We start from the raw sequence: 25,210 nt of genomic DNA, 5'->3' as shown, positions 1-25,210 counted from the left end.
TGCTTACGTTCTAAAGCCTCGAGCGCATTAAGAGCGTTGAGCGCGTTAACCGAATTAAATGCGTTTGATCGCTTTGGTCGTAAGCTTAATGTCTTTTTTGTGCTTCAGGGTGTTTGGGGATTTGAAAAGTTACCCTTCTTTTGCTTAGGGGTTTAAGTCCATAGCGCGCTACCAATTGCGTTCCTATTTTGGTCGGAAGCAGGATTCGAACCTGCACTGGGTTTGTTACTCTACCGGACTGAGTTATCCTGTTTGACCAGGAGCGGGATTCGAACCCGCGACACACAAATTGAGACAATCTTTCATTCTAAACATCAGAATATTGCTGCTAATCAGCTCAATACTATGGGGCTGTATAGAAACCCTCAACTATGGATGTTTATCCTTTCAAATTGCCATTCCCTCAGGGGAATATCTTGAAGTACATTTGTACTGTTTATTTCTCAAAGAACTATTGTCATTGCTGACATTACAAAGATGCGGCTGGTACTGCGCAGCACATTTGCGTAGTGTGTCTCTTTCTCGATATATTTTTTATACCCCTGTTTTTCAGCTTATTAATTTTAAATTTGGACTGAAGGCTATTGTTTTTTGATTAATGTGCGCAGTTGTATTGCGTAGTCATTTCCATTTTCTATATTTATGCAATAGTCTTTTAGATCAATTCTTTTATGTCAGTAAACAAACTTGCATTAATACGCTACAAAACGATAGACGAATGTCTTAAGAACAGATTTCGTAAATGGTCTTTAGATGATATCATTGAGCGTGTGGCAAACACGCTGTATGAGTATGAAGGGATTACTTCAGGTGTAAGTAAGCGAACCATCCAAGCAGATATCCAGTTGATGCGCAGTGACAAGCTGGGATACAATGCGCCAATTGTAGTGACCGACAAGAAGTTTTATGGTTATAGTGATCCGGCATACAGCATCACAAAGGTTCCGATCAATGCAGGAGATGTGGATAAGATGAAGGAAATCGTTGGCCTGCTGAAACAGTTTAATGGATTTAATTATTTCGATGAGATGAGCGAAGTGATTACCAAACTGGAAAATAACCTGAATAAATCAGCCCATCCCGATCAAAACTTTATTCAGTTTGAAGGTAACAAGCAGTTGCGCGGATTGGAACATCTCAATCCCCTATACCAAGCGATACTAAGGAAGAAAGCCCTATTGATCGAGTACCAATCCTTCAAAGCACAGCAGCCCAGCCGTAACGTATATTATCCATATTTGTTAAAGGAATACAGGAACCGCTGGTTCCTCTTGGTCCATGCAAGAGGAGGGAAGGCACTCATAACAATGGCGCTTGACCGGATTGTCGACTTTCAAGAGCTTACAAAAGAAGCATATATTGAATACAAGGGAATCGATTTCGACCGGTATTTTGATGATTTGCTTGGGGTTACCAAATCTGAAAAAGACAGGGCCCAGAAAGTGGTTTTAAAAATAAACAAACTCAATGCACCTTATGTATTGACCAAGCCCCTGCACCATAGTCAGCAGCTACTGAGTCAAGATGAAGACGGAGCGGTAATCCGTATCGACGTAGTACTGAACTTTGAGCTGGAAAGAGAGATCCTTGGATTTGGGGAATGCATGAAAGTACTTTCTCCACGTAATCTTCAATCAAGGATTAAAAAGAGACTTGAAAGCGCTGCCGGTCAATATGACAACGCTCTTCAAAGTCAAGTTATCTATGGTTAATTAAAGTAATGATGCCAATTTCTTAGTCAGCTCCTCACCACTTAGGTTCTTAGCTATGATCTTTCCACTGGGATCGATCAAGTAATTCTGAGGAATTGACTGGATTCCGTATAACTTGGCCACAGCGTTGTCCCAGGCCTTAAGATCAGAGATGTGGCTCCAAGTTAAACCGTCTTTTTCAATAGCCTGCAGCCATAAAGCTTTTTTACCAGGCTGGTCTAAGGAAATCCCAAGTACCGTGAAGTTTTTGTCTTTAAAAGCATTGAAGGCCTTTACTATATTGGGGTTTTCTGTCCTGCAAGGTCCGCACCAGCTTGCCCAAAAATCCAGTAATACATATTTCCCCCTAAAGTCTGTTAATTTAACGGGCCTGTCATTTACATCATTTTGTGTAAAGGAAGGTGCAATTGCCCCGATATTTGTTGCACGGGCGACATCGATAGATTTCAAAAATTCCTGACTAGTCGGCGTACCTTGTAAACGGCTGCTCAGCGTTTTATAGACGGGTTCAATTTTCGTGACGTCCATGTCGGTCCCTGCAATTTCAATCAACGCAAGGAGACTGACATAAGAATCATTATTTCTGTTTATAAAAGCATACTGAAGTGTTTTTCTTTCCTCCTGTAGTTTATCATACCTGGACTGAAGTTGATTCAGAAAGATTTGATCTTTTCTCTTGTTTTCATCTGAAGCATCGAATTCTGTGTTGAGCATTGCAATATCATTTTCGGATTTCCTAAGCAGCGCGCTATACTGTTGATGCTGCTCATTGATTTTTGATCCGGTGATTGTTGCATTTTTGATAGAATCCTTTGCGGTCAAAGTAATATGTTCTTTATTGAGGTAAAAGCTTAAGATGTCAACATTATCTGAACTGAGCTTTTTCATCCCCAGACCTTTGTGGTCGACCATAATTTCAGCCTTAGCAGGGTCTTTTATGCTTCCTTTAAACACAAACGCATTACCCTCAAACAGGACAGAGTCTACTATCGTTTTGCCTCCTGCGTCATATTTCAAATAAGCTTTAGCAGTTGTTGTCAGGTGTTCAACTTTCCCGGCTATCGTAAAATTATTGCGCTGGGACCATGCCCATATGGGCGTAAATGCCAAAGCCAAAAGAAGTATCTTTTTCATAGTTTTTAATTTAAATTGGTTCTGATATTACATGGGAACATAGAGAATGTGGCAGAAAACTTCTTGAATAAGTCGACGAATCAAAAGACCCGCCGACTTCGAGCATTAATAGAAGATCATGACGACGCCACCTTATCAATTTTCCCGATATCCCGGATTTTGATGTCCGATCAGTGCCGGATTGAGTTTAAATTCTGTGTAGGGAATACCCATCACCGCTTTAAAAGGTTCCCAGGTAGGCACCGGTCCGTTTCCTATTTGCTTGGTAGGCATCACAATTTTCATTCTGTCATCTAGTTTTCCAGTACGCTTCAGGTCAAACCACCTATGTCCCAGTTCAGCGAAAAGTTCCACATATCGCTCGTGTGCGATAGCTTCAAAAACGTTCGCATAAGGCGAATCGCCCAGGCCCGCTCTTTGGCGTATCACCTTCAAATCCTCAAAGGCTCCTCCAATGTTACCCATGTGTGCCCTTGCTTCAGCCCTGATCAAATATTGTTCAGCCAATCGGAGCACCATGTAGTATTCGCTTTGAGGACCTAAATTTTGTCCCACCTTATACTTCCAGGCAATCGGATAAATAGGTTTGGCGGTATTATTTGTAGGAATCAAGTTGATCCAGTTGTCTTTTCTCTTATCGCCTGCTTCAAACTCATTTAACAAAAAATCGCTGATCCAGTAGTTTGGCACGTTATATTTGCCATTGTCATTTTGACGAGGAATTAGGACTCTACCTTCCGCAGTATTCATGGCATCTTCCCCGACAGGACCATCTCCGGTTTGAAATTGCATGATCGCTTCGGGGCTATTCATCAGAAATACTTTATCCAGGTCAACCAATTTAAACAAGTCAGCTCGTCCAATAATTTTATCCGACTCGGCAATTGCCTTATCCCACTGACCCATGTAAAGATATACTCGTGCCAGTAACGCAGTTGCAGTGAATTTGCTGGCAACTACGCGTTCTGTAGATTCAGTTATCAGATCTGGCTTTAAGTATTTTTCCGGCAATAACCGTTGCGCGTCTAATAGATCAGCTACCATTTGTTCATAGACTTTTGCCGTAGGACTGCGTGCAATGTTGGCATTGGTGTTGAAATCTGTATTTAGCACCAAAGGCACGTCACCAAAAATATTTACCAGGTTGAAGTAGCTAAACGCCCTGATGAATTTGGCCTCGCCAGTTAATATATCTTTTGCACCTGGATTTAACTTTTTGGAAGCAGCTACGCCTTCCATTACAGAATTCACCTGGTAAATGACCTTTCGGTACCAGTCATTCCAACGTCCCCCCAGTGGGATTGGCAGATTTTGATATTGCGAGCCACCGTTTGCCTTAAATTCATCACCAAGTAATGAGGTCAGGATCGTTGTCCCGGTAGCATCATTGAGCGGGCCATACCCTTGGAGCCTCTTGTATACCCCCTTCATTACAGAGGAAGCAGTTATCGTGCTTCCATAAACTGCTTCTGCTGTAGAAACTTCGACAGGTAAATCTACCTCCAGCGCTTTTTTACATCCAGCTAGCGTCAGCAAAATCAGAAAAGCTGTATAAATTGTATTTTGTATCGTCTTTTTCATCTTTTAAAAGTTTAAGTTGAAACCTGCAGTAAACGAGCGTAGCATAGGTAACGCATAGTAATTTAGCGTTTCGGGGTCTCCGAATTTGTACGGGGTAATGGTAAACAGGTTCTGACCTGTGATATTGATGCTGGCGCTGCGAACTTTCAATTTATCGATCAGCTTTTTAGGTAAGCTATAACTGAATACAGCGTTACTTAAGCGGATGTAAGAAGCGTCGACATAATTCGCATCACTTAGTTCAAAGCCATTCCAGCCATCCGTTACATCGTAAATATTGGTGCTCACTTTCTGAAATTTTGCGTCATCACCTGGCTTTCTCCAGCGATCGGTAAATATTTCAGGCATATTGCCGTAAGCCGCCGGCATATCCAGGCGTCCTGGTGGAAAAAAATCTACAATATAGCCTCTTCCCCGCTGCTTTTTAAACTGCAAATCCGTTATCAGGGTGAAATTGCCAACCGAAAAGGTATTTGTCAGACCTAAAGTCAATGGGTTGATTTTTACAGGCGCTCCATAGGCATCCATTTCCTGACTGTTACCGGGTTGCCCCTCAGCGTTCAAAAATTGAAACAGACCAGTTTCCGGATCGATACCTATATAAGCCGGAACCCCAATTAATTTGGTATATGTTTTTCCGATCGGGTCAATTCCCTTATGGATATAGTAACTGCTATAAAGGTAGTTAAGCACAGTGTAAGGTGATAATTTCAACAGTTTATCGTTCTGTAATCCTAAATTTGCAGAAGAACTCCACCTGAATGTCTTATTGTTGATGTTTTCAGAGTTAACTGAAAATTCCCAGCCGTAGTTTTGGGTGCCTCCATCTAAATTTAGGTAATACTGTCCGGCTCCTGTTGTAGATGCCGTTGTAATAGGGATCAACTGATCAGATGTCCGTGTTCTCCAATAAGTCGCGGAAGCAACAATTGCATCGGAAAAAAAGCCGAAATCGAATCCTATATCCAGTTTTTTAACGTTTTCCCATTTGAAATAGGGGTTGATCACTCCTTGTCCATCCAATACAAAAGTCCCGTCATAGGTGTTTTGCGGACTGCTCGAATACTGCTCCAGGTACTGATAGTTGCCGATCCCATCTTGTCCGGTAGTACCATAAGACATCCTGACCTTACCATAACTTAAAAAAGGCAGCTTTTCTTTCACTATTGCTTCATTGCTATAAATCCAGCCCAGCCCTGTGGACCAATAATTACCATATTTGTTTTTAGGACCAAACCTGCTGCTGCCATCCCTGCTGAAAGAAAAATTAGCAATGTATTTGTCTGCCAGTACATAATTGAGCCTGGAAAAAACCCGCAAGTATTTGTATTCAGAAGTTCTGTTATAAGCGGAGTAGGGTGAGCCGCCAAATGGGGCACTGGCTTTAGTTAAATCCTTGAGTAAAGCATCATCTGTATAACCGCCGGCCTGTAGTGTTTCACTTTTACTTGTCTGCCCCTGATAGGTTATACCAGCAATGGCATTGAGTTCCCCACCCGCTAATTGCTTTTGATAGGTGATATTAGGGTCAAGGGTAAAGGAGTTATTCGTGTTGTTTATCCTCTGAGACTTGCCATAATAATCGTCTTTATTGCTAAATGGATCAAGCCCTGCCAATGGAGTGGCAGCAAATTGGTTCTGTACCATTGTCGTGAAGGCTGAAGATATTTTAATCTGGAGCTCAGGGGTTATCCGGTATCCTGTATTGACATTGGCAATTATGGTATTGGCAGCAGCGTCTGTGATGTTTAGCATTGCTGAGTATGGATTTCTCCAGGTGGCTCGATTTGCCTGCAAGTTAGGCTCCCAGTTTAATTCCCCGTTCTCCGAATAAATGGACGGGGCATTCGGTGGCAGTAGCATCGCTGGTTTGGTTAAGTCGGTCTGAGTACCCGACCGATCATTATATGAATAGGTCAAATCGACTCCTGCTGTAAACTTGCCGTCCGCAGAGTTTCCGGATAAGTTTATATGCCCGGATGCAAGCTTATTTTCGCTCGCCTTGGCTCCTTGGAAGCTTGACGGATAGGGTACGCCGTCACTCTTATAATTTCCGCTGATCAGGTAGCGCATCAAATTCGTTCCTCCAGTTACGGATAAGCTGGCCTGCTGCCAGCGAGGATTTCCACCAATCAATTCTTTTTGCCAGTCCGTATACCGGTTCTGGTCCCACAACAACAAATCTGGTGCGTATCCATCCCCGTCGGGATCTGCGATCTGAGGTGTCAAGCCGTCATTTGCCAGGGCTTCATTTCTCAATTCAAGGTATTGCTGCGTATTCATTAGCTTTAGTTTGCTTTTTCCCGGCACCTGGCTGTAGCCGGAAGCCAGGTTTACGCTGACCTGGGCAGGCCCTGCTTTTCCTTTTTTGGTCGTGATCATAACCACCCCATTACCTCCTCTTGATCCATAAATAGCCGTTGCGTCCGCATCTGCCAGAACATCAATTTGTTCAATAGTATTTGGATCAATGAGGCTCAGTGCTGACATCCGGTCACCTACAGCACCATAGTTGCCGTCTTTTGTTGACATCGTATTCTCAAAGGGTACTCCGTCTAACACTATGAGCGGTTCAGATCTCGCAGACCATGCACCCATACTGTTCTGTCCTCGCAACTGCATGGTGATTTCAGATCCTGGAAGTCCATTGGCTTGAGTGATGACCAGGTTGGGGACTTTGGCCCGAAGCGCCAAAATAGGATTGTTAATCAGCTGGCGTTCGATGTCATCCGATTTTACGGTGGTTGAGGTGCCCACACTGAGTCGTTTTGAAGTTTTTCCATAGGCCTGAATCTGAATCTCATCCAGTTTACTTGTGCTTTGCTGAAGCTGGATATAGTTGAATTCGTCCTTTGCTTTTACTTCCTTGGTGACATACCCCAGGTACGAGACGACGAGTGTGGCATCCGGAGCTACATTTTTCAGTAAAAAATCACCATTGTTATCGGTATTTGTAGCAGATCCTTTAGCGCCTTTCAAGGCAACATTAGCTCCGGCAAGCCCGTTACCCAATGAATCCACAACTTTACCTTTAACATCAACAGCTTGAAATTTGGAAATAATCCTGTCGAAAAAACTTTCTTCTTTCCTTTTTATAAGAATCATTTTTCCCTCAATCTCATAAGTCAATGGCAAGCCCGATAAAATGCGTTCCAAAGCTTCATCGACACTGGCATTAGCAAGGGTAACCGTTACTTTCTGAGTTTTAGAAATGACCTTATTGCCATAATAATAGTCATATCCACTCTGCTTCCTGATTTCTTTCAGTACGGATTCAAGGGTAACGTCGTTTTGCCTGAGCGATATTTTTTGTGCAAATCCAGTTGCGCTGACCTGCAACAGGGATGCTATTAATATAACGGTGGTTAATCGCATAATCAGCATTATTTTACGGTATAGCGGTTCAGCCATACCAATTTTCTTAGTATAATTTTTATACATTTGTTTAGGTTCGGTTTAGCAGTCAGCCTCGGTCGTCGAAAACTATTGGCTTGCTGCGTTTTTAATTGATTTAATTAATTGTTCCGGATCGTAACCAGGGGTGTTTTCGCACTTCTGGTTCTTTTCTTTTAGCCTCAGCTTTTCTGTCGTAAATGTTCTGTCATTCTCCCTTTGTTGATGGTTAATAGTTCAGTTGATTATAATTATGGATTTATTTACTGACGTATACTGTTTTTCCTTCGATCTTAAAATGCACGTCACCTGATTTCTCAATCAGCTTTAAAACTGATGACAGCTTGTTTGTTCTGGAAATGTAGCCCGTAGATTCGATATCTTCAGGTACGGAAGCATCATATACTACCTTCACATTATACCATCGGGCGATCTTACGCATAGCATTCCGTAAACTCAAGTTGTTGAAGTAAAAGTCCCCATCTTTCCAATCCACAATTTCTTCTACGTCCACTGTCCGCACGGTTATCTTGCCGCCTGAAGAAAGTGCCTGTTCATTTGGCTTGATGACCTGATGATGTCCGTTAGCAGTTACTTTTACAGAACCTTCGATGAGCGTGGTAGTAATAGCTGCCTCGTCTGCATAACTGTTTACATTAAAGTGAGTACCTAGCACCTCCACCGTCTGGCCTCTGCTCTCCACTACAAAAGGATGCGCTTTATCCTTAGTGATTTGAAAATATGCTTCGCCTTCCAGTTTTACCCTGCGTCCCCCACGCTCCCCCAGGGTGGCTGAGTAAGTTAAACTTGAAGCGGCATTCATCCAGACTTTGGATTTATCCGGCAGGGTTAATATATAGGTTTCGCCTAAGGCCGTTGTAAGCGTGTTGGTATTACCGGTTTCAGCATTATTTTCTTTCACCTCATAGACGAGCTGTCCATCGGCAGTTTTAGAAATGATGATACCTGCTTCTTTTGCAATCGCTCCATTAGCCACATCGCTAAGTCTGATCTTTTTGCCATTTGCTAACGTCAGGGTAGCGCCAACTTTTCCAGGAGAAACGTCATTCTTGTAAACCGCTTGGTCATGCGGGCCTCGGTCAATATTTAGGTTGTAATAGAATAGCCCTGCGCCAAAGACGATGACAGCGATGGCAGCAGCAATAACGGTGCGCGGCCAAATGCGGCGTTTCTTTTGATGAATAGATTGATAGACCGCACTCCACATTTCAGATGGGAGTATGTATTCATCTGGGGTCTCCTCCGCATGATTGCGGGCAGTTTGATTCATCAGCCAGGATTGCACGATCGTTTCTTCCTGCTGGCTTGCTTTGCCCTGTAAATATTTGTCCAATAGTTGACCTGCTTCTTTTTGATTCATGTTGCCTGACCAGCTATTGTACCTGATCTATAAGTAATATGCCCAAATTGGAAAAAGTAGTAGGTTAATTTGAAAATATTTAAAATTAATTTTACCTCTAAGGTGCAGGTGGCACAAAGCAGTGCTTTAAGGGCGGAGCAGTGCGATTAAGACCAGTCCGGAAGAACCTTGTTCGCCGAGGTTATTGCGAATGATGTGCAGGGCATTGCTGACTTGTTTTTTAACGGTGTTTTCTGCGATCCCCAGCTGCATAGCGATGTCTTTGTACGAAAGGTCAGGTCTACGGCTGAGCTCGAAAATGAGTTTCATTTTTGGGGGAAGGTTTTGGATTTCCCGCTGAACAAGCGCATACATCTTCTCCACGTCAGGCTCCTGTTCGAATTCTTCGGCAATCTGATCGTGGTAGGTGGCCAGGGAGGTCAGGTAGTCGCTTTTAAATTTTCCCCTGCGCATATACAATAACACGCTGTTTTGAGCCGCTACATACAAGTATCCGGCTAAATTGGCGCCGGTGCGAATGTTGGACGCTTTATTCCAAATGGTGATGAAAAGTTCCTGTGTCAGGTCTTTCGCGACGTCCTGCTCACGAAGCATCTGGCTGATCTGATAAAGTATTTTTGGAGCGTATCGGCTGTATATTTCGTTGAAAGCAGTTTCATCCCCGGCTTTAAGGAGCTCAAGTAAGTGATGATCGTCATAACCGTTGTAGGCGTTCATTTGTGATGGCTATAGTTCAATCTGCCTTCTGATGCTCTCTTCCAGTGAAATCAATGTCTCCGTACGCTGAATGCCTGATACAGCCTGGATTTCTTCATTGAGTACGTGTCTCAGGTGGCTGGTATCCCTGCAGATGATCTTGGCAAACATGCTATAGGCCCCGGTAGTATAATGAAGCTCAACAACTTCTTTTATTTTACTGAGCTGTGCTACTGCATCTTTATATTGTATGCCTTTCTCGAGGTAGATTCCCAGGAAGGCGCAGATATCATAGCCTGCTTTTTGTGGATCTATGATCAAGTGCGAGCCTTTGATAATACCCATTTCCTGCAGTTTTTTCATCCTTACGTGGATTGTGCCACCTGAAACGATCAAATCCTTTGCAATTTCAGTATAAGGTTTGGTTGCATCCTGCATCAGTTGCTTTAAGATGTCAATATCCAGGTTATCAATTTCTAAATTTTGTGTTTCTTTTTTAAGCATCATTTTAATATTTGGTAATCATTATCAAAATTAATTATAAATATTATAAAAATAAAATTAATTGTTTAAAATATTTGTAACGTATTGGACTTGTTCTTACATTTGTATCAAGCAAGCAGAAAAAAATTAGTTCTTTTAACAATTGCTTATACTCTGTAGGGTGGTGAAATTGGCAGACGCACCTCCTTGTCTCGGTGGTGGAGAATTGGAAAACCCGTAAGGGCTAACTACTCCTTGAAGGTTCGACTCCTTCCCCTACAGCTAGTAAACAGCAGGAATTTTATCACCTAAACTTCCGGCTGTTTACAAAGTTAGTACTTTAATATAATGTTGGGTGGTGAAATTGGCAGACACGCCTTCTTGTCTCGGTGGTGGGGATAAATGGACAAACGCAGTTTATGGGTTGACCACAAATTAATTTTTGAACTGTAGCTAACTACCCCTTGAAGGTTCGACTCCTTCCCCAACAGCCAGTTTTTTTATGAATAATAAGTTAGTTAAAAACGAGTGACCTTGGATGAGGCCACTCTTTTTTTGTCCGCTTATTTCTTCCCCGAGTTGTATTTATCGCTAAATTTCCTGTCCAGTTGCTTATGCAGGTTGTCCAGATTGATATTTCTTCCCTGAATAAAAGCTGTTTCTACTTTATTGGTTTTCATGTCCAGCGCATCACCTGCCGAAATAAAGAAAGTAGCATCTTTACCTATTTCCAGGCTTCCCGCTGATTGATCTATCCCGAGGATTCTGGCGGTATTCAATGAGATCATCTGTAAGGCCTTTTCCCTGTCTACACCCCATGCTGCTGCAGTCCCTGCCATAAAAGGAAGGTTTCTCTGCTGCCAATAGTCGTCTATGCTGATCACCACATTTATCCCCGCATTGGCCAGGATGCCTGCTCTTTTGTATGGCAGGTTCACATCATCATCATTGTTGGATGGTAATGAATGTGGTTGCTTGATGATAATTGCTATATTATTTTCTTTTAAAAACCCGGTGATCAAATGGGCTTCATCCCCTCCTTTGATAACGGGCACGATGCCGTACTTCTTTGCGAAATTAACCGCTGCAAGGATGTCTTTTTCTGCATTTGCAGTAATGAAGAGTTTCTGTTTGCCGTCGAACAAGTGCCTCATTGCTGCAAGCCTTGGGTTGCTGGTCTCTGGTTTGGGGATCTCGGCATAAGCTTTTGCCTCCGAAAATAGTTGTTCCAGCTCGCTGATGGAACGCTGCGTACGCTCTTTTAAAGCGTCGGTGTTCAACTGTGCCCTGCTTCCGCCCGTCCCGGCTCTCGGGGCTGCCGGCCACGTCATGTGCATGGCATTATCCTTTTTAATAGCTGCGTCTTCCCAGTTCCAGGCATCGAGCTGCACCACTGAAGAGCTTCCGGAAATGATCCCTCCCTGCGGAGTGATCTGCGCCATCAAGACGCCATTGCTCCTGACAGTGGCGGGTACCTTTGAGTCGGTATTGTAAGCAATCAGCGATCTTATGTGGGGATTAAAATTACCTATTTCTGTAAAATCGAGTGTTGCCTTTACTGCTTCAAATTCAGAAAGGCCAAGATTGGTAACCGGGGATATGAAACCCGGATATACATGTTTGCCATTGGCAGTAATTACCTCCATGCTGCTGATGTCAATTCGTGCCACTGTGGCATCCCCCACACCGGTGATCTTTCCCTCGTCAAAAATGAGATAGCCGATTTCAATCACCTTGCCCGTACCGAGGTGAAGCTTGGCGCCCATCACAATGGTCTTTTTCTTTTGTTTGCCGGCGGGAGCGATATTGGCTTGCGCCATGCCCTTCAATGCCAGGGCAAAGATGAAGCAGGTTATGATATATTTATTCATGAGCATGGTTCCTTTCCAAATCATTAAGTTCAGCAGCATAATCTTCTATAGTTTCACAATGGTAAATGCGCGGGCGGTCAGACTGCGGGCGCTGGGTTTTATCTCCTGGTTTTTTATTGTCCTGCATTTTTTTGATCAGACCGGCACGCTCGGCAGCCTGCGCTTTCCGCAGTTCTGCATCGCGTTCAATGTCCCAGTAGGCGATGCCGTCCACAAAGGTCTTCTCCGCTTTTGTATAGATAGATAAGGGATGATCAGACCAGATGACTACATCCGCATCTTTCCCCACTTTGATACTCCCTACTTTATCGTCTATGTGCAGCATTTTGGCAGGGTTTAAAGACACAAATTTAAGGGCGTCTTCTTCAGGCACATCGCCATAAAGCACCGCTTTTCCTGCTTCCTGGTTTAGCCTCCGGGCCATCTCGGCGTCGTCAGAGTTGAATGCGGTAGTTACCCCTACATTGTGCATGATCTTTCCGTTGTAAGGGATGGCCTCTGCAACCTCCATTTTGTAAGCCCACCAGTCGGAAAATGTCGAGGCGTTTATACCTCTTGCCTTCATTTTATCGGCCATTTTATAGCCCTCCAGAATATGCGTAAAAGTATTGATCTTAAAACCGATGCTATCCGCCACATGCATCAGCATATTGATTTCAGACTGCACATAAGAGTGGCAGGTAATGAAGCGCTTATTGTCCAGGATCTCTGCTATCGCATCCAGCTCCAGGTCCCTACGCACGTTATTGCCTTTTTTTGAAATGGCTGCTTTATACTCTTTTGCACGGGTAAAATCATCAACAAAGGTTTGTTCCACACCCATTCTGGTCACTGGAAAACGGGCCCCGGTTCCAAAATTACTTTGCTTAACGTTTTCTCCAAGGGCAAACTTGATAAAACCATCCGCACCGGCGAACTTCAGCTCCTCCGGTAACTTTCCCCATCTTAATTTGATCAGCTGCGATTGTCCGCCTATTGGGTTTGCAGAGCCATGCAGGATCTGGGAAGTGGTAACCCCACCAGCCAGCTGGCGATAGATGCTTACATCCTCTGAGTTGATCACGTCTGCGATGCGTACCTCAGCGGAATTAGACTGGGAGCCTTCATTGATGCCTCCGGTTCCGGCGATGTGGGAATGCTCGTCTATCAGACCTGCAGTAATGTGCTTGCCTGTCGCATCAATGATTTTTGCATTGCCTGCGCTTAGGTTCTTGCCAACTGATTTAATCTTGCCGTTCTCCAGCAGCACATCCGTATTTTCTAAAACACCCTCTTTCTCGTTGGTCCAGACCGTTGCATTTTTTAACAATACTGTTTCCTGTTTCAGGGATGTCCGGTTGCCAAAAGCAGTAAAAGGATAGATGAGCTCGCCTATCGCTGGTGCCTTTGCAGCTTCAGCTTTTGCAATTACCTTGTTCAGGCTATCTTTTTGTTCTTTCTTGTCATTTTTATCAAGAATAAAACGCTTGCCCTGTACCCAGTTTTCCTCAATCACGTTGTCCTTCTTAAAGAGGCTGTCAGACGTGATGATGAAATTGGCGAGTTTTCCTTTTTCCAAGCTGCCGGTTTTGCCGGCTATGCCAATCATGGCTGCCGGAATTTCGGTGATGGCCATGAGGGCTTGTTTTTCAGAAAGTCCGTAAAGAATAGCCGTTCGGATATTAGGCCAAAAGTCTTTTACATTATCCAGTCCAAAGGCAGTCAGTGAAAACCTGATACCTGCTTTTTCCAATGCAGCAGGATTGGCAGGGGCCATTTCCCATGCCTTCATTTGTGCCAGTGAAATATTTCGTGCTTCTACCGTGTCGGCTATGTCATAAGCCTTGGTAAAATCCAGGGGTATGATAAGGCTGGCACCCGTAGCCTTTACAGCATCTACCCGTTGATATTCATCACCGTTAGACTTAATGATATACTGTTTGCCAAATTCCTTTGCGATTTTATCAGCGCGCAATATATTTTGCCATCCATCGGCCTCAAATAGTTGTGGGATGTTTTGTTGCGCGTTAAATTCTTCCAGCGAAATGTTATATTCCTCCTTTTGTTTTCCGTACCAGGCCGCATCATAATATGTCTGGCGCAGCAATGCAATCGAACCCATCAATGAGCTGGGGTAATCATTTTGAGAAGTCCCTTTATTGAAAGAATAGTTAGCTGCCGATTTTGGGTTGAGCATGCTGTTATTTTCACGCTCCCCGCTCAGGGATACTGCAGCTGATGTACCCCTTGCTATTCCGTTTCTGTTGACCACATTTACGCTGCCAAAACCAGCTTTGCGCAGTTCATCCGCCTTTTTACTGTCGGACGTAAATAGTGTGTTCACATGTGTTTCCGGTCTGATCGCTTCATTCCATCCATAAGCGCCCTGTTTGGTAGAGGTAAAGATCGACTGTCGCGGGCCGCCCGCGGTTCCAGGCGTTTCAGGCACACCATACGCAGTAAATGGATCTATTAAAGAAGGATAGATAAATTTTCCCTTCAGATCAATCACTACATATCCTTTAGGGACAGTAATTCCGGCGCCTGCAGCATGTATGAGTTGTCCTTTAATCAGCAAGGTTCCATTTTTAATTGTCTGGCTTGCATTTACTACAATGTTGGCATTGGTAAAAGCATACAGGCCCTGTCTGATGTCATAAGATCCATTTACAGGAAACGTCTGCTGTGCAAACGATGAAACAGCGAAAAACACCAGTATAAAGCTGAGTAAGGTTCTCTTCATAAAGATTATGGATTAATGCTTTAAATCTATCATAAAAAACTGGATTTATGAAAAGGAATACCCAAATTAGAACCAATGAAAAGGATAAACTCAATAGACATTGTAAGGGGCATTGTGATGATCATCATGGCACTTGATCATAGTCGTGATCTGCTACACATCAGCGGGGCTACTGGCGACCCTACGGATCTGGCTACTACCACCCCTTCCTTATTTTTTACCCGATGGGTTACTCACCTTTGTGCACCGACTTTCGTTTTCCTTTCGGGAGTATCGGCGTACCTCTCCTTTAAGAAGAACGGAAATGTATCTGCGAGCCGGAATTTTCTCATCAGCAGGGGTCTCTGGCTGATTATTTTAGAGTTTACAGTTATAACTTTTGGGCTCTGGGCTGATATTAAATTTGGTGTATTCCTGTTTCAGGTGATCGGAGCTATTGGGTTTTGCTTTATTCTGTTGGGTTTGTTGATTAAGGTTCCAGCAAAAATACTGGGGATTATAGGTTTGGTGATCCTTTTTGGCCACAATCTTTTAGCGCTCATTTCAGTCGATGAGCAGTCGGTGGCGGTCAAGATTCTGGCGCCTTTATTTGCAGATACCGCAATCCCTGTTACTGCCAGCACGCTGCTGATCATTGCATATCCACCCATCCCCTGGCTAGGCGTCATGCTCGCTGGATTTGGCCTGGGATATGTTTTTGAATTTTCAGCAGAAAAGCGAAAGCACATTTTCCTGTTTTTGGGAACAGGCTCACTTTTGCTTTTTTTCGTACTCAGGTACAGCAATATTTATGGCGATCAATCCCATTGGGAAGTGCAGAAGCAGAATCTCTTTACTATTTTATCCTTTGTTAATGTCACCAAATATCCGCCTTCACTTTTGTATTGCCTGGCTACTTTGGGTATCATGTTTCTGATGCTGCGGTTTGCAGAGGAAATAAGGGGCAGGGTAGCAAATGTGATCAAAATATACGGACAAGTGCCGCTTTTCTATTACCTTATTCACTGGTATATCCTGCATAGCATCATGTTTATTATGCTTTTCCTTCAGGGATTTAAGACCTCAGATTTTGTGTTTGGATTTAATTTTGGACGGCCAAATGCCCCCAATGGTGTTGAACTTTGGGCACTATATCTAATCTGGGCTGCTGTCGTTGTGCTTCTGTATCCCATCTGCAAATGGTACAGCAAGTATAAGCTGGCCCATAGTGAAAATAAGCTCCTGAGGTATTTGTAGGTTTAAATCTGTCCTCCCAATCGCGACAGCGATTGCCAAAATTTAGCTAAATAACGACAGGGATCGCCATTCTGACTGTTGACTGATCGCGTTGTTTATGGTATTGGTAAATTTGTATTATCAAAAATTAAAAGACATAAGGCCGGCTCCTCCCTAAAGGATAGCTAGGTTTGGTAGCCGGGAGGGCTGCTTAAGAAGTTCTTTGACATGTGAAATTTGGGTCTCCCCAATTTTTAGAGTTGAGTGCTAATTTGCCGGTAATGGTCAATTCTGAACATTAATTGTCCACTAACGGACAGCCAGCAGATAAACATCGCCTTGTAACTTCAAAAAGCCTGATTTATAATTTGGTATATAGTTAGCTTTACGTTTCTTATGGAAGAACTCAGTTTAAAAATCGCCTGGAGAAACTTATGGAAGAATAAGGGTTTTACATTAATTAACCTTGGGGGATTGGCTATTGGTTTAGCTGCATCTATGCTATTATTGCTCTATGTGGCCAATGAGTGGAAGTTTAACACACAGTTTAACGATGTGCAGAACATCTATGAGGTCAAGGTAAACCATCTGGATAATTTAAATAGCATTAAAGGTACTGGAAATCACACCCCAAATGTACTGGCAGGAACAATGAAAGCAGAATTCCCAGGAATTAAAAACGCGGCTATGATCACCTGGTCTACCAAGACGCTCCTCGTATATGGAGATAAAAGCATAAAGGTCGAGAATCGCTTTGCAGAGCCGGACATCCTTAAGATTTTGTCCTATAAATTTGTAAGTGGTAGTGCTGAAACTGCATTTAGACAACCAAATTCTATCGTTTTAACACAAAGCGCTGCAAGGATGCTGTTTGGAAATGCCACTGCACTAAATAAAGGGATTAAATTCATGAACTTTGCTACGTTAAAGGTAACGGGTGTAATCGAAGATCTGCCTGAAAACATAGATTATCAATTTGAAAGCCTGGTTTCACTAAACGAAAATCAAGGTATATTCATCAAGGATGCACAATGGCAAAACTATTCATTTTATACCTTGCTAACCCTGAATAAAGGGGTAAATGTGGATGATTTTAATTCCGGATTTAGAAAATTCCTCAAAAGACACAATACTTTTGCAACCGCTGAACCTTTTATATACCCGCTTTTGAAGAGCCATTTGCATGGCGAATTTAAAAACGGAGTACCTGATGGCGGAAGGATCCAGCAGGTAAAGATCTTCATTGGTTTGGCATTAGGGATATTGGTCATTGCTTGTATCAATTTTATGAACCTTGCAACTGCAAGGGCTGGTAAAAGGGCCAGGGAAGTAGGTGTAAGGAAAGCGATAGGCGCAACTAGAAAGTCATTAATGCTGCAATTCCTGTTGGAGTCCATGATTATGGTTTTGATAAGTCTGGTGCTTGCAATCGTTATGATTGAACTTTCTTTACCTATATTTAATAGCTTACTGAATACACAGCTCCACATACGCTCCCTGGATGTGTACAGTTGGCTACTGGTCCTTATTGGTGTTTTTGTTACCGGTATTATTGCCGGTAGTTATCCTGCATTTTACCTCTCCTCTTTTGAACCCGTAAATGTGTTAAAGGGAGCGGTAACAAAAAATGGCAACCACTCTTCTGTAACCTTCAGACAGGTATTGGTCGTGATACAATTCAGTTTCGCGGTTCTTTTAATAACAGGTACAATAGTGATTTACAACCAACTTCAGTTGATTAAAAACAGACCTATAGGTTATAACAGCAGTGCTTTGGTTGAAATGCCTATGGAAGGGATGCTGTTTCAAAAGTACGACCTTTTAAAAGCACGTCTGCTACAATCGGGAGCTGTGAATGCGATGTGCAAAACTACAGCCAGCATTTCCACCAGAAATTCCACTACAAGCGGCCTGGAATGGGAAGGCATGTCTCCGTCCGATAAAAACATAGATTTTAACCAGATCTTTACCACCAGCGATTTTTCCAAAACCATGGGCATTAAGATGATTAAGGGCGTGGATTTTAACGAAAAAATGGCTTCTGATACCGCCGGAATATTGTTGAATCAAACCGCAGTTACAGCCATGAACCTGAAGCAGCCGATAGGAACAACTGTAACATATGGCAAAATTAAAAGAACCGTTATAGGGGTTTTTGAAGACATTATTTGGGCTGAACCTACTAAAAAAGAGATGCCAATGATTATTCTTTGGGCATCATTTATACCTGATGTGATCACTATGCGCTTAAATCCGCTAATACCTGTTGATCTGGCTTTGGAAAAGGTTAATAAGGTCACAAAGGAATTGAACCAGGTGTATCCGGTTGAGCTCACTTTTGTGGATAGCCTTTATCAAGCTAAATTTGATCAGGAACGTACTTTGTCCATACTTTCCAATCTTTTTGGCGGCTTATCAATCTTTATTTCGTGCCTGGGTCTTCTCGGCCTGTCGGCCTATAGTGCAGAATTGCGAACCAAAGAAATCGGGATTAGGAAGGTTCTTGGTGCCAGCCATTTCAGTATTGTTAATTTGCTGTGCTGGAATTTTATAAAAATGGTAATGATTGCTATTGGCATTGGCCTTCCTTTAAGCTATTACCTCATGGGCATCTGGCTTGCCAAATTTGATTTCCGAACCGAGATCACGGGATTCATGATGTTAAGTTCTGCTGGGTTCATCATCCTAATCGCCTACCTGACGGTTAGCTACCAGGCTATAAAGGCTGCATCAGTAAGCCCTATAAATGCGATTAAATATGAATAGTGTACAGGAGAATTTATGAATGTTTGTTATGAATAGTTATATTTATAGCTTTACAACATAATGATGGAAAAATCTAACAGAAGAAAATTTATAGGGACAGCAGCGGCCCTTGCAGTAAGTACGGCAGCAGCGTCAGCAATGCCTTTAACCGATACGCAAAAAAAATATCCTATGGTACACCACGTATTTTTCTGGCTAAAAAACCCGGACTCTAAAGAAGACCGCGATAAACTGATAGCCGGAATTAAAAAATTAGCTAAAATAGAAACCGTACACGAGCTTCTTGTGGGTGTACCTGCCGGTACCGAGCAACGCGGAGTGGTAGACAACAGCTGGGGAGTATCTGAACTGATCTTTTTTAGTGACCTGAAAGGAGAGGCTACTTACCAGACACATCCTATACACGTAGAATTCGTTAAGAACTGCAGCCCTCTTTGGGAAAAAGTAGTTGTTTATGATGCCATGGAAGCCTAATTTATCTAAATAGAAGATTATGTATCAGATATTGAGAAGTGCCCATTCAGGCTGGCGCTACGTTGTTTTAATACTGTTGGTGCTGGCACTTATCCAGGCGCTGGCAGGTTGGTTTGGTAAAAAACCGTATACAGAAGGTAACAGAAAACTGAATGTTTTTGCTTTAATAGCTACTCATATACAGATCCTGGTAGGCCTGGTGATGTATTTCATCAGCCCATTGGTGGAAGCCGGCATCCGGTACTGGAAAATGGAACATATCGGAATGATGATCTTTGCTGCGATTTTGGTGACTGTAGGAAATGCACGGTCTAAAAGAGGTGATGACGGAGCGGCCAAACACCGTACCATAGCCATCTATTTTGGCCTGGCTCTGATAGTGATCGTGGCGGCAATCCTGGCCATGACAAAGGTGGATCCAACACGTTCATTCTTTGGTATTTCATAAATATTACAATTTAATTTTGCTTTGTAAGATTTATTTATAATTTTGTTGCACATGATTAACAATATACATACTTGGCAATGGCGCAGTAATTCTGAAAAGAGTTTCGTCGTATCCTTGTGTACCTTATAGTTTATCAACCTAAACCAAACCACATTGAAAACCCGACGTAGACCGCACGCCGGGTTTTTGTTTGTTTATGGTTTTTATAAGAGAGACAAATGGTGCGATTAGGACACGTTTTAAATAGAAGAGTAAAAGGATTAAAAGATATAAAATGAAATATAAGATCAATACAACCTACAAGAAGCGACTGGCAGATACCACAACGCCGGTAAGTATATACTTGCGGTTGAGGGACGTGTTTCCAAACACAATTTTGTTGGAAAGTTCTGATTACCATAGCCGTGAAAACTCTGTAAGCTATGTTTGTGCCTCACCGGTAGCAGGGATCGTATTGCAGAACGGCACGTTGTCTTCCTATTTTCCCGATGGTAAAAAAGAAGAGAAACGGGAGTTTTCACTGACTGAAGAAATTGATGCTTTCAAGGCGGCCTTTGAGCCCCATCACCTGGAAGATAAAAGATATATTTCAAGTGGGTTGTTTGGGTATTTTACCTGGAATGCAGTACAGCATTTTGAAGACATTGTGTTTTCTTCCACATCTCCGGAAGGGGAAGAAATTCCCTTAATGCAGTACCATATCTATCGTTATATTATTGCCATTGATCACTTTAGAAATGAGATCACCTTATTTAAAAATACCTTTAACGGGGATGTGGATGATGAGCTGGAAAAAATAGAATACATCATTCAAAATAAGAATTATCCTGAGTACAGTTTTAGGATAAATGGTGAGGAACATTCTAATCTGAAAGACGAGGAATTTATGGGGATGGTGGACAAGCTTAAAAAGCATATTCTGAGAGGTGATGTATTTCAGATTGTACCTTCCCGAGCATATAACCAGGCATTTCTGGGAGATGAATTTAATGTATACAGATGCTTACGGTCTATTAACCCCTCGCCATACCTGTTTTACTTTGACTATGGCAGCTTTAAGCTGTTTGGTTCTTCGCCGGAAGCGCAGATCACGATTAAGAACAATGTAGCCAATATCTTTCCTATTGCCGGAACTTTTAAACGTACCGGAAATGATGAGGAAGATGCCGAACAGGCAAGAAGACTGGAGCAGGACCCTAAGGAAAGCGCCGAACATGTGATGCTGGTAGACCTGGCCAGAAATGACCTGAGCAGGCACTGTAGCGGTGTGACGGTAAAGTCTTTTAAAGAGGTGCAGTATTATTCGCATTTGATACACCTGGTATCTAAAGTGAGCGGGAACCTCCAGGAAAATGTGCCTGCCTTTAAGGTGGTGGCAGATACTTATCCCGCCGGAACATTGAGCGGTGCTCCTAAATACAGGGCAATGCAGCTAATAGATGAGTATGAGGGACTGGGAAGGAATTTCTACGCAGGGGCATTGGGTTATATGGGTTTTAACGATGAATTTAACCATTGCATCATGATCCGGACCTTTATGAGCAAGAACAATCAGTTGCACTATAGGGCAGGGGCAGGCATTGTGGCCGATTCTGTACCTGAGAATGAACTGAACGAAGTGAACAATAAAATTGCTGCACTGCGCAGGGCAATCGAAATGGCTACGCAGATTTAAGATGGATAATAATAAAGACATGCAAAAGAAAGTTTTGGTTATAGATAATTACGATTCGTTTACCTATAACCTGGTGCATCTGGTAAATGAGTTGGGCAGAGAAGTGGAAGTATGGAGAAATGATAAATTTGAATTGGCAGATGTGGACCAATATGATCAGATCATCCTCTCGCCGGGGCCTGGCATTCCGGTGGAAGCAGGACTGTTGCTTGACGTAATCAGGACATACGCACAGACTAAAAGTATTTTTGGTGTTTGCCTTGGACAGCAGGCTATTGCGGAGGCTTTTGGTGGAAGTTTATTGAACCTGGGGAGGCCGATGCACGGCATCGCTACACCTATAAATGTGCTGGACAAGGATGAAGTGTTGTTTCAGGACTGTCCGCCTGTCATCAATGTAGGACGCTACCACTCATGGGTAGTGAGTGCTTCGGGACTGCCGGACTGCTTTACGATTACCGCTACCGATACTGCTGATCAGATCATGGCGCTGAGACACAATAAATACGACGTTCGCGGAGTCCAGTTTCATCCTGAAAGTGTGCTGACCGAACATGGTAAACAAATGATGAAGAACTGGTTGGAGAAATAAATATGACTATTCTGGACAAAATCGTACTGCGTAAGAAAGAAGAAGTGGCACTGGCTAAACAGCGTGTCAGCATACAGCAACTGGAACAAGGGCTTCACTTCAACCGCAATCCCTATTCTTTTAAACAGTTTCTGCTGGATGAACAGCGTAATGGAATTATCGCGGAGTTTAAGCGGCGCTCACCTTCCAAAGGGGTGATAAATGACAAGGTTACTGTAGCAGAAGTAACCACAGCTTATGCTGCGGCGGGGGCTTCTGCATTGTCTGTTTTAACAGATGTTGATTTCTTTGGGGGACATACGGATGACCTGCTGGCTGCCAGGGCTGCTAATGACATTCCTATCCTGCGCAAGGATTTTATGATTGATGAGTATCAGCTCGTTGAAGCCAAAGCTTTGGGAGCAGATATCATACTACTGATTGCTTCCATACTTACTCCGCTACAGATTAAGAATCTGGCTTCTGTAGCTAAAGGACTAGGTTTGAATGTACTGCTGGAGGTTCACAATGAGGAAGAATTAAATAGAAGCATCTGTGCTGACCTGGATGCAATTGGGGTGAACAACCGTAACCTGGCTGATTTTACCGTAAATCTTCAGACCTCATTTGACCTGGTAAATAAGATACCCAACGAATTTTTGAAGATCTCTGAAAGTGCCATTAGCGCAGCAGAAACAATTAGAGATTTGAAAGCAGCAGGGTTTAATGGATTCCTGATTGGCGAAAACTTTATGAAAACAACTGATCCCGGTGCGGCGATACGACATTTTGTTGACGAACTGATCTCGGTATAACTTTTGTATCTTTGTATTTTACATGGGAAAACAGAAATATTACGACACGGCGCTTAAACAGGAACGCGCAGTACTTGTTGGGGTAGTGAGGCCCGGAGAAAAGCCTGAAGAAACCAGGGAATTCCTGGATGAACTTGCTTTTCTGGTGGATACTGCAGGCGGGGTAGTGGAGCATGAATTTACTCAAAAGATGCTTAAACCTGACCGCGCAACTTTTGTAGGTACAGGAAAACTGGAAGAAATACAGGCTTATGTTAAGTCTGAAGAGATAGATATGGTAGTGTTTGATGACGAACTGTCGCCTTCACAATTGAGAAATATTGAAAGAGAACTGCAGGTTAAAATATTGGACCGGAGCAATCTCATCCTCGATATTTTTGCTGGAAGAGCCCAGACGGCACAGGCAAAGACACAGGTAGAACTGGCGCAGCTGCAATATTTATTGCCCCGGCTAACGCGCTTGTGGACTCACCTTGAGCGTCAAAAGGGTGGTATTGGAATGAGAGGTCCGGGTGAAACCCAAATTGAGAGTGACAGAAGGATGATCCTGGAGAAAATATCTCTTTTAAAGGGCAGGCTAAAGCAGATTGACCGGCAGAATGAAACTCAAAGAAAGAACAGGACAGAACTGATCAGGGTAGCGCTGGTAGGTTATACCAATGTTGGTAAGTCTACCATTATGAATATGCTTTCCAAGTCTGAGGTATTTGCAGAGAACAAGCTATTTGCTACCCTAGATACCACGGTTAGAAAGGTGGTGATTGAAAACCTTCCTTTTCTTTTGTCTGACACAGTAGGATTTATCAGAAAATTGCCGCATCACCTGGTAGAATGTTTTAAATCTACACTGGATGAAGTAAGGGAAGCTGATATTCTGATCCATGTGGTGGATGTATCACATCCCAATTTTGAAGATCAGATTAATGTGGTAAATGAAACGCTGAAAGATCTTGGGGCCAGGGATAAAGAGACCATCGTGGTTTTTAATAAGATAGATGCTTACGTGAGTCCGGAGACTGATAATGAAGACGAAGAACCTGTAGTGCTTACACTGGAAGATTTTAAAAAGAGCTGGATGGCGAGTAACAATGCCCCTGCTATATTCATATCTGCGACACTAAAAGAAAATTTAGAAGAATTTAAGCAGTTATTGTATGATAAAGTTGTCGCTTTGCATACCCAGCGTTATCCTTATGATAAGCTGTTATATTAGTTAATCGGTTATTAGAAAGAAAAATTATGGAAAGTAAACGTCAACAGAAATTTGCAGGTGTGATACAGGAGGAGTTAGCTGCTATTTTTCAGCGTGAGGGCCAGGCCTATCTGCCAAATACGCTGGTTACCATAACAAGGGTTCGCGTATCTCCGGACCTAGCCGTAGCAAAAGTATACCTGAGCTTTTTAAACACAAATAATACTTCCCTTACTGTGGCTGAGGTTAACTCGCATGCAGGAGAGATCAGGTACAAATTGGGTAGCCGCATTCGCCATCAGGCAAGGGTTGTTCCCACATTGACTTTCTTTTTGGACGATACGAATGTATACGTGGAGCATATGGACCGGATCTTTGACAAGATATCAAAGGAGCGGAAAGAATCTGACCAGGAAGAAGCAGATTAGTGATAGGCAGGGTTGTAGATTTTGATCCTGCTGCTGACAGGCTCTATGACTTTGATTTTACGTCAAAGAATAAGGAACTAAATGAAACCATTCTGAGTGATACAGATCGTTTCAGCAACTGGGTGGGCAGTAAACTGGCAGACAACCATTGCAGATACGGAATAGGCGGATATAGCGAACACCGCACTATTTATGCCCGGAGTGTGCATTTTGATAGTGCTGAGGAGCCCAGGAGATTACATCTGGGTGTAGATATATGGGGGCCGTCAGGCACTCCGGTATACAATTTTTACGATGCTGAGGTGCACAGCTTTAAGTTCAATGACAATTTTGGGGATTATGGTGCTACGATCATTTTGAAGTACCAGTTGGAAGGTCTTACGTTCCATGCACTTTACGGGCATTTAAACCTTGCTTCGCTGGACGGACTGGAAGAAGGTCAGTTCGTGCCGGCAGGGTTGCAGATAGCTGTTTTTGGGGCTAAAGAAGAGAATGGCTACTGGCCTCCTCACCTGCATTTTCAACTCATCCGTGATATGCAGGGCCTGAAAGGCGATTATCCCGGGGTATGCCAGTACAGTAAAAGGGCTGAGTACCTGGAGAATTGCCCTGACCCTGAATTCATATTAAAGCATACTTTTAAGCGTTCTTAA

The 25,210-nt window shown here is 43.0% G+C and carries 19 protein-coding genes and 2 tRNA genes; 13 read left to right on the top strand and 8 right to left on the bottom strand.

The features are described 5' to 3' along the window. Window positions 1-671 precede the first annotated feature (671 nt). Window positions 672-1,712 (top strand): helix-turn-helix transcriptional regulator, encoded by a 1,041-nt coding sequence (locus tag EZ437_RS02745; RefSeq protein WP_131593016.1) that lies wholly within the window; start codon window positions 672-674, stop codon window positions 1,710-1,712. Here the strand turns inward: EZ437_RS02745 and EZ437_RS02740 are convergent, their stop codons facing one another. The 6 genes from EZ437_RS02740 to EZ437_RS02715 all read right to left on the bottom strand — a co-directional run bounded on the left by EZ437_RS02740 (window position 1,713) and on the right by EZ437_RS02715 (window position 10,401). Then, window positions 1,713-2,846 (bottom strand): TlpA disulfide reductase family protein, encoded by a 1,134-nt coding sequence (locus tag EZ437_RS02740; protein ID WP_131593014.1) that lies wholly within the window; start codon window positions 2,844-2,846, stop codon window positions 1,713-1,715. 135 nt (window positions 2,847-2,981) lie between these two features. After that, window positions 2,982-4,427, bottom strand: coding sequence for a RagB/SusD family nutrient uptake outer membrane protein (locus tag EZ437_RS02735; RefSeq protein ID WP_131593012.1), 1,446 nt, complete (start codon window positions 4,425-4,427; stop codon window positions 2,982-2,984). A 3-nt stretch (window positions 4,428-4,430) separates the two neighbouring features. Next, window positions 4,431-7,868: a SusC/RagA family TonB-linked outer membrane protein gene (locus EZ437_RS02730; protein ID WP_131593010.1), complete on the bottom strand. Its 3,438-nt coding sequence runs from the start codon at window positions 7,866-7,868 to the stop codon at window positions 4,431-4,433. 211 nt (window positions 7,869-8,079) lie between these two features. Further along, complete coding sequence (locus EZ437_RS02725) at window positions 8,080-9,201, bottom strand: FecR family protein (protein ID WP_131593008.1); 1,122 nt, start codon at window positions 9,199-9,201, stop codon at window positions 8,080-8,082. 126 nt (window positions 9,202-9,327) lie between these two features. Beyond that, window positions 9,328-9,918, bottom strand: coding sequence for an RNA polymerase sigma factor (locus EZ437_RS02720; protein WP_131593006.1), 591 nt, complete (start codon window positions 9,916-9,918; stop codon window positions 9,328-9,330). A gap of 9 nt (window positions 9,919-9,927) precedes the next feature. Next, on the bottom strand, window positions 9,928-10,401 hold the full coding sequence (locus EZ437_RS02715; protein ID WP_068889919.1) for an Lrp/AsnC ligand binding domain-containing protein: 474 nt from the start codon (window positions 10,399-10,401) through the stop codon (window positions 9,928-9,930). A 154-nt stretch (window positions 10,402-10,555) separates the two neighbouring features. Between EZ437_RS02715 and EZ437_RS21490 the strand changes: the two genes are divergently transcribed. Continuing rightward, window positions 10,556-10,662 (top strand) — tRNA-Asp (locus EZ437_RS21490). Window positions 10,663-10,729: 67 nt separating this feature from the next. Next, window positions 10,730-10,874, top strand: a tRNA-Asp gene (locus tag EZ437_RS21485). A gap of 69 nt (window positions 10,875-10,943) precedes the next feature. On the opposite strand, the gene EZ437_RS02710 is transcribed toward EZ437_RS21485, so the two are convergent. Both EZ437_RS02710 and EZ437_RS02705 read right to left on the bottom strand, forming a co-directional pair. Further along, complete coding sequence (locus tag EZ437_RS02710) at window positions 10,944-12,251, bottom strand: amidohydrolase family protein (RefSeq protein ID WP_131593004.1); 1,308 nt, start codon at window positions 12,249-12,251, stop codon at window positions 10,944-10,946. Continuing rightward, window positions 12,244-14,973, bottom strand: a complete 2,730-nt coding sequence (locus EZ437_RS02705; protein WP_131593001.1) for an amidohydrolase family protein — start codon at window positions 14,971-14,973, stop codon at window positions 12,244-12,246. Before EZ437_RS02705 ends, EZ437_RS02710 begins: the two co-directional genes overlap by 8 nt. Before the next feature lie 75 nt (window positions 14,974-15,048). Between EZ437_RS02705 and EZ437_RS02700 the strand changes: the two genes are divergently transcribed. The 10 genes from EZ437_RS02700 to EZ437_RS02655 all read left to right on the top strand — a co-directional run bounded on the left by EZ437_RS02700 (window position 15,049) and on the right by EZ437_RS02655 (window position 25,210). Next, window positions 15,049-16,209: a DUF1624 domain-containing protein gene (locus EZ437_RS02700; RefSeq protein WP_131592999.1), complete on the top strand. Its 1,161-nt coding sequence runs from the start codon at window positions 15,049-15,051 to the stop codon at window positions 16,207-16,209. Between the two features lie 375 nt (window positions 16,210-16,584). Continuing rightward, window positions 16,585-18,954 (top strand): ABC transporter permease, encoded by a 2,370-nt coding sequence (locus EZ437_RS02695; RefSeq protein ID WP_131592997.1) that lies wholly within the window; start codon window positions 16,585-16,587, stop codon window positions 18,952-18,954. Between the two features lie 60 nt (window positions 18,955-19,014). Then, window positions 19,015-19,428: a Dabb family protein gene (locus tag EZ437_RS02690; RefSeq protein ID WP_205942631.1), complete on the top strand. Its 414-nt coding sequence runs from the start codon at window positions 19,015-19,017 to the stop codon at window positions 19,426-19,428. Window positions 19,429-19,447: 19 nt separating this feature from the next. Continuing rightward, on the top strand, window positions 19,448-19,876 hold the full coding sequence (locus EZ437_RS02685) for a cytochrome B (RefSeq protein ID WP_131592995.1): 429 nt from the start codon (window positions 19,448-19,450) through the stop codon (window positions 19,874-19,876). A gap of 274 nt (window positions 19,877-20,150) precedes the next feature. Beyond that, window positions 20,151-21,551 (top strand): anthranilate synthase component I family protein, encoded by a 1,401-nt coding sequence (locus EZ437_RS02680; RefSeq protein WP_131592993.1) that lies wholly within the window; start codon window positions 20,151-20,153, stop codon window positions 21,549-21,551. Window positions 21,552-21,570: 19 nt separating this feature from the next. Continuing rightward, window positions 21,571-22,143 carry an anthranilate synthase component II gene (locus tag EZ437_RS02675; RefSeq protein WP_131592990.1) on the top strand — a complete coding sequence of 191 codons (573 nt, stop codon included), beginning with the start codon at window positions 21,571-21,573 and terminating at the stop codon, window positions 22,141-22,143. Between the two features lie 2 nt (window positions 22,144-22,145). Continuing rightward, a complete protein-coding gene (gene trpC / locus EZ437_RS02670; protein WP_131592988.1) occupies window positions 22,146-22,937 on the top strand; it encodes an indole-3-glycerol phosphate synthase TrpC in 792 nt (263 codons plus the stop codon). A gap of 22 nt (window positions 22,938-22,959) precedes the next feature. After that, window positions 22,960-24,150 carry a GTPase HflX gene (gene hflX, locus EZ437_RS02665; protein WP_131592986.1) on the top strand — a complete coding sequence of 397 codons (1,191 nt, stop codon included), beginning with the start codon at window positions 22,960-22,962 and terminating at the stop codon, window positions 24,148-24,150. Window positions 24,151-24,176: 26 nt separating this feature from the next. After that, the gene (gene rbfA, locus EZ437_RS02660; protein ID WP_131592984.1) at window positions 24,177-24,557 is read left to right on the top strand and encodes a 30S ribosome-binding factor RbfA; all 381 of its coding nucleotides are present in this window, start codon (window positions 24,177-24,179) and stop codon (window positions 24,555-24,557) included. After that, entirely contained in the window at window positions 24,557-25,210 is a 654-nt protein-coding gene (locus tag EZ437_RS02655) for a peptidoglycan DD-metalloendopeptidase family protein (RefSeq protein WP_131592982.1), read from the top strand. Before rbfA ends, EZ437_RS02655 begins: the two co-directional genes overlap by 1 nt.

The organism is Pedobacter psychroterrae (genome assembly GCF_004331695.1).
GTDB lineage: Bacteria > Bacteroidota > Bacteroidia > Sphingobacteriales > Sphingobacteriaceae > Pedobacter > Pedobacter psychroterrae.
The sequence above is the reverse complement of the archived record's forward strand: the minus strand, read 5'-3'. Positions and strand labels throughout refer to the sequence as shown.

Excerpts from the sequence above, each read along its gene's own strand:
- EZ437_RS02745 (WP_131593016.1), top strand. The coding sequence starts at position 672 with ATGTCAGTAAACAAACTTGCATTAATACGCTACAAAACGATAGACGAA.
- EZ437_RS02680 (WP_131592993.1), top strand. The coding sequence starts at position 20,151 with ATGAAATATAAGATCAATACAACCTACAAGAAGCGACTGGCAGATACC.
- EZ437_RS02705 (WP_131593001.1), bottom strand. The coding sequence starts at position 14,973 with ATGAAGAGAACCTTACTCAGCTTTATACTGGTGTTTTTCGCTGTTTCA.
- EZ437_RS02735 (WP_131593012.1), bottom strand. The coding sequence starts at position 4,427 with ATGAAAAAGACGATACAAAATACAATTTATACAGCTTTTCTGATTTTG.
- EZ437_RS02695 (WP_131592997.1), top strand. The coding sequence starts at position 16,585 with ATGGAAGAACTCAGTTTAAAAATCGCCTGGAGAAACTTATGGAAGAAT.
- EZ437_RS02725 (WP_131593008.1), bottom strand. The coding sequence starts at position 9,201 with ATGAATCAAAAAGAAGCAGGTCAACTATTGGACAAATATTTACAGGGC.
- EZ437_RS02740 (WP_131593014.1), bottom strand. The coding sequence starts at position 2,846 with ATGAAAAAGATACTTCTTTTGGCTTTGGCATTTACGCCCATATGGGCA.
- rbfA (WP_131592984.1), top strand. The coding sequence starts at position 24,177 with ATGGAAAGTAAACGTCAACAGAAATTTGCAGGTGTGATACAGGAGGAG.
- EZ437_RS02710 (WP_131593004.1), bottom strand. The coding sequence starts at position 12,251 with ATGAATAAATATATCATAACCTGCTTCATCTTTGCCCTGGCATTGAAG.
- EZ437_RS02715 (WP_068889919.1), bottom strand. The coding sequence starts at position 10,401 with ATGCTTAAAAAAGAAACACAAAATTTAGAAATTGATAACCTGGATATT.
- EZ437_RS02700 (WP_131592999.1), top strand. The coding sequence starts at position 15,049 with ATGAAAAGGATAAACTCAATAGACATTGTAAGGGGCATTGTGATGATC.
- EZ437_RS02720 (WP_131593006.1), bottom strand. The coding sequence starts at position 9,918 with ATGAACGCCTACAACGGTTATGACGATCATCACTTACTTGAGCTCCTT.
- trpC (WP_131592988.1), top strand. The coding sequence starts at position 22,146 with ATGACTATTCTGGACAAAATCGTACTGCGTAAGAAAGAAGAAGTGGCA.
- EZ437_RS02685 (WP_131592995.1), top strand. The coding sequence starts at position 19,448 with ATGTATCAGATATTGAGAAGTGCCCATTCAGGCTGGCGCTACGTTGTT.
- EZ437_RS02675 (WP_131592990.1), top strand. The coding sequence starts at position 21,571 with ATGCAAAAGAAAGTTTTGGTTATAGATAATTACGATTCGTTTACCTAT.
- EZ437_RS02730 (WP_131593010.1), bottom strand. The coding sequence starts at position 7,868 with ATGTATAAAAATTATACTAAGAAAATTGGTATGGCTGAACCGCTATAC.
- hflX (WP_131592986.1), top strand. The coding sequence starts at position 22,960 with ATGGGAAAACAGAAATATTACGACACGGCGCTTAAACAGGAACGCGCA.
- EZ437_RS02690 (WP_205942631.1), top strand. The coding sequence starts at position 19,015 with ATGATGGAAAAATCTAACAGAAGAAAATTTATAGGGACAGCAGCGGCC.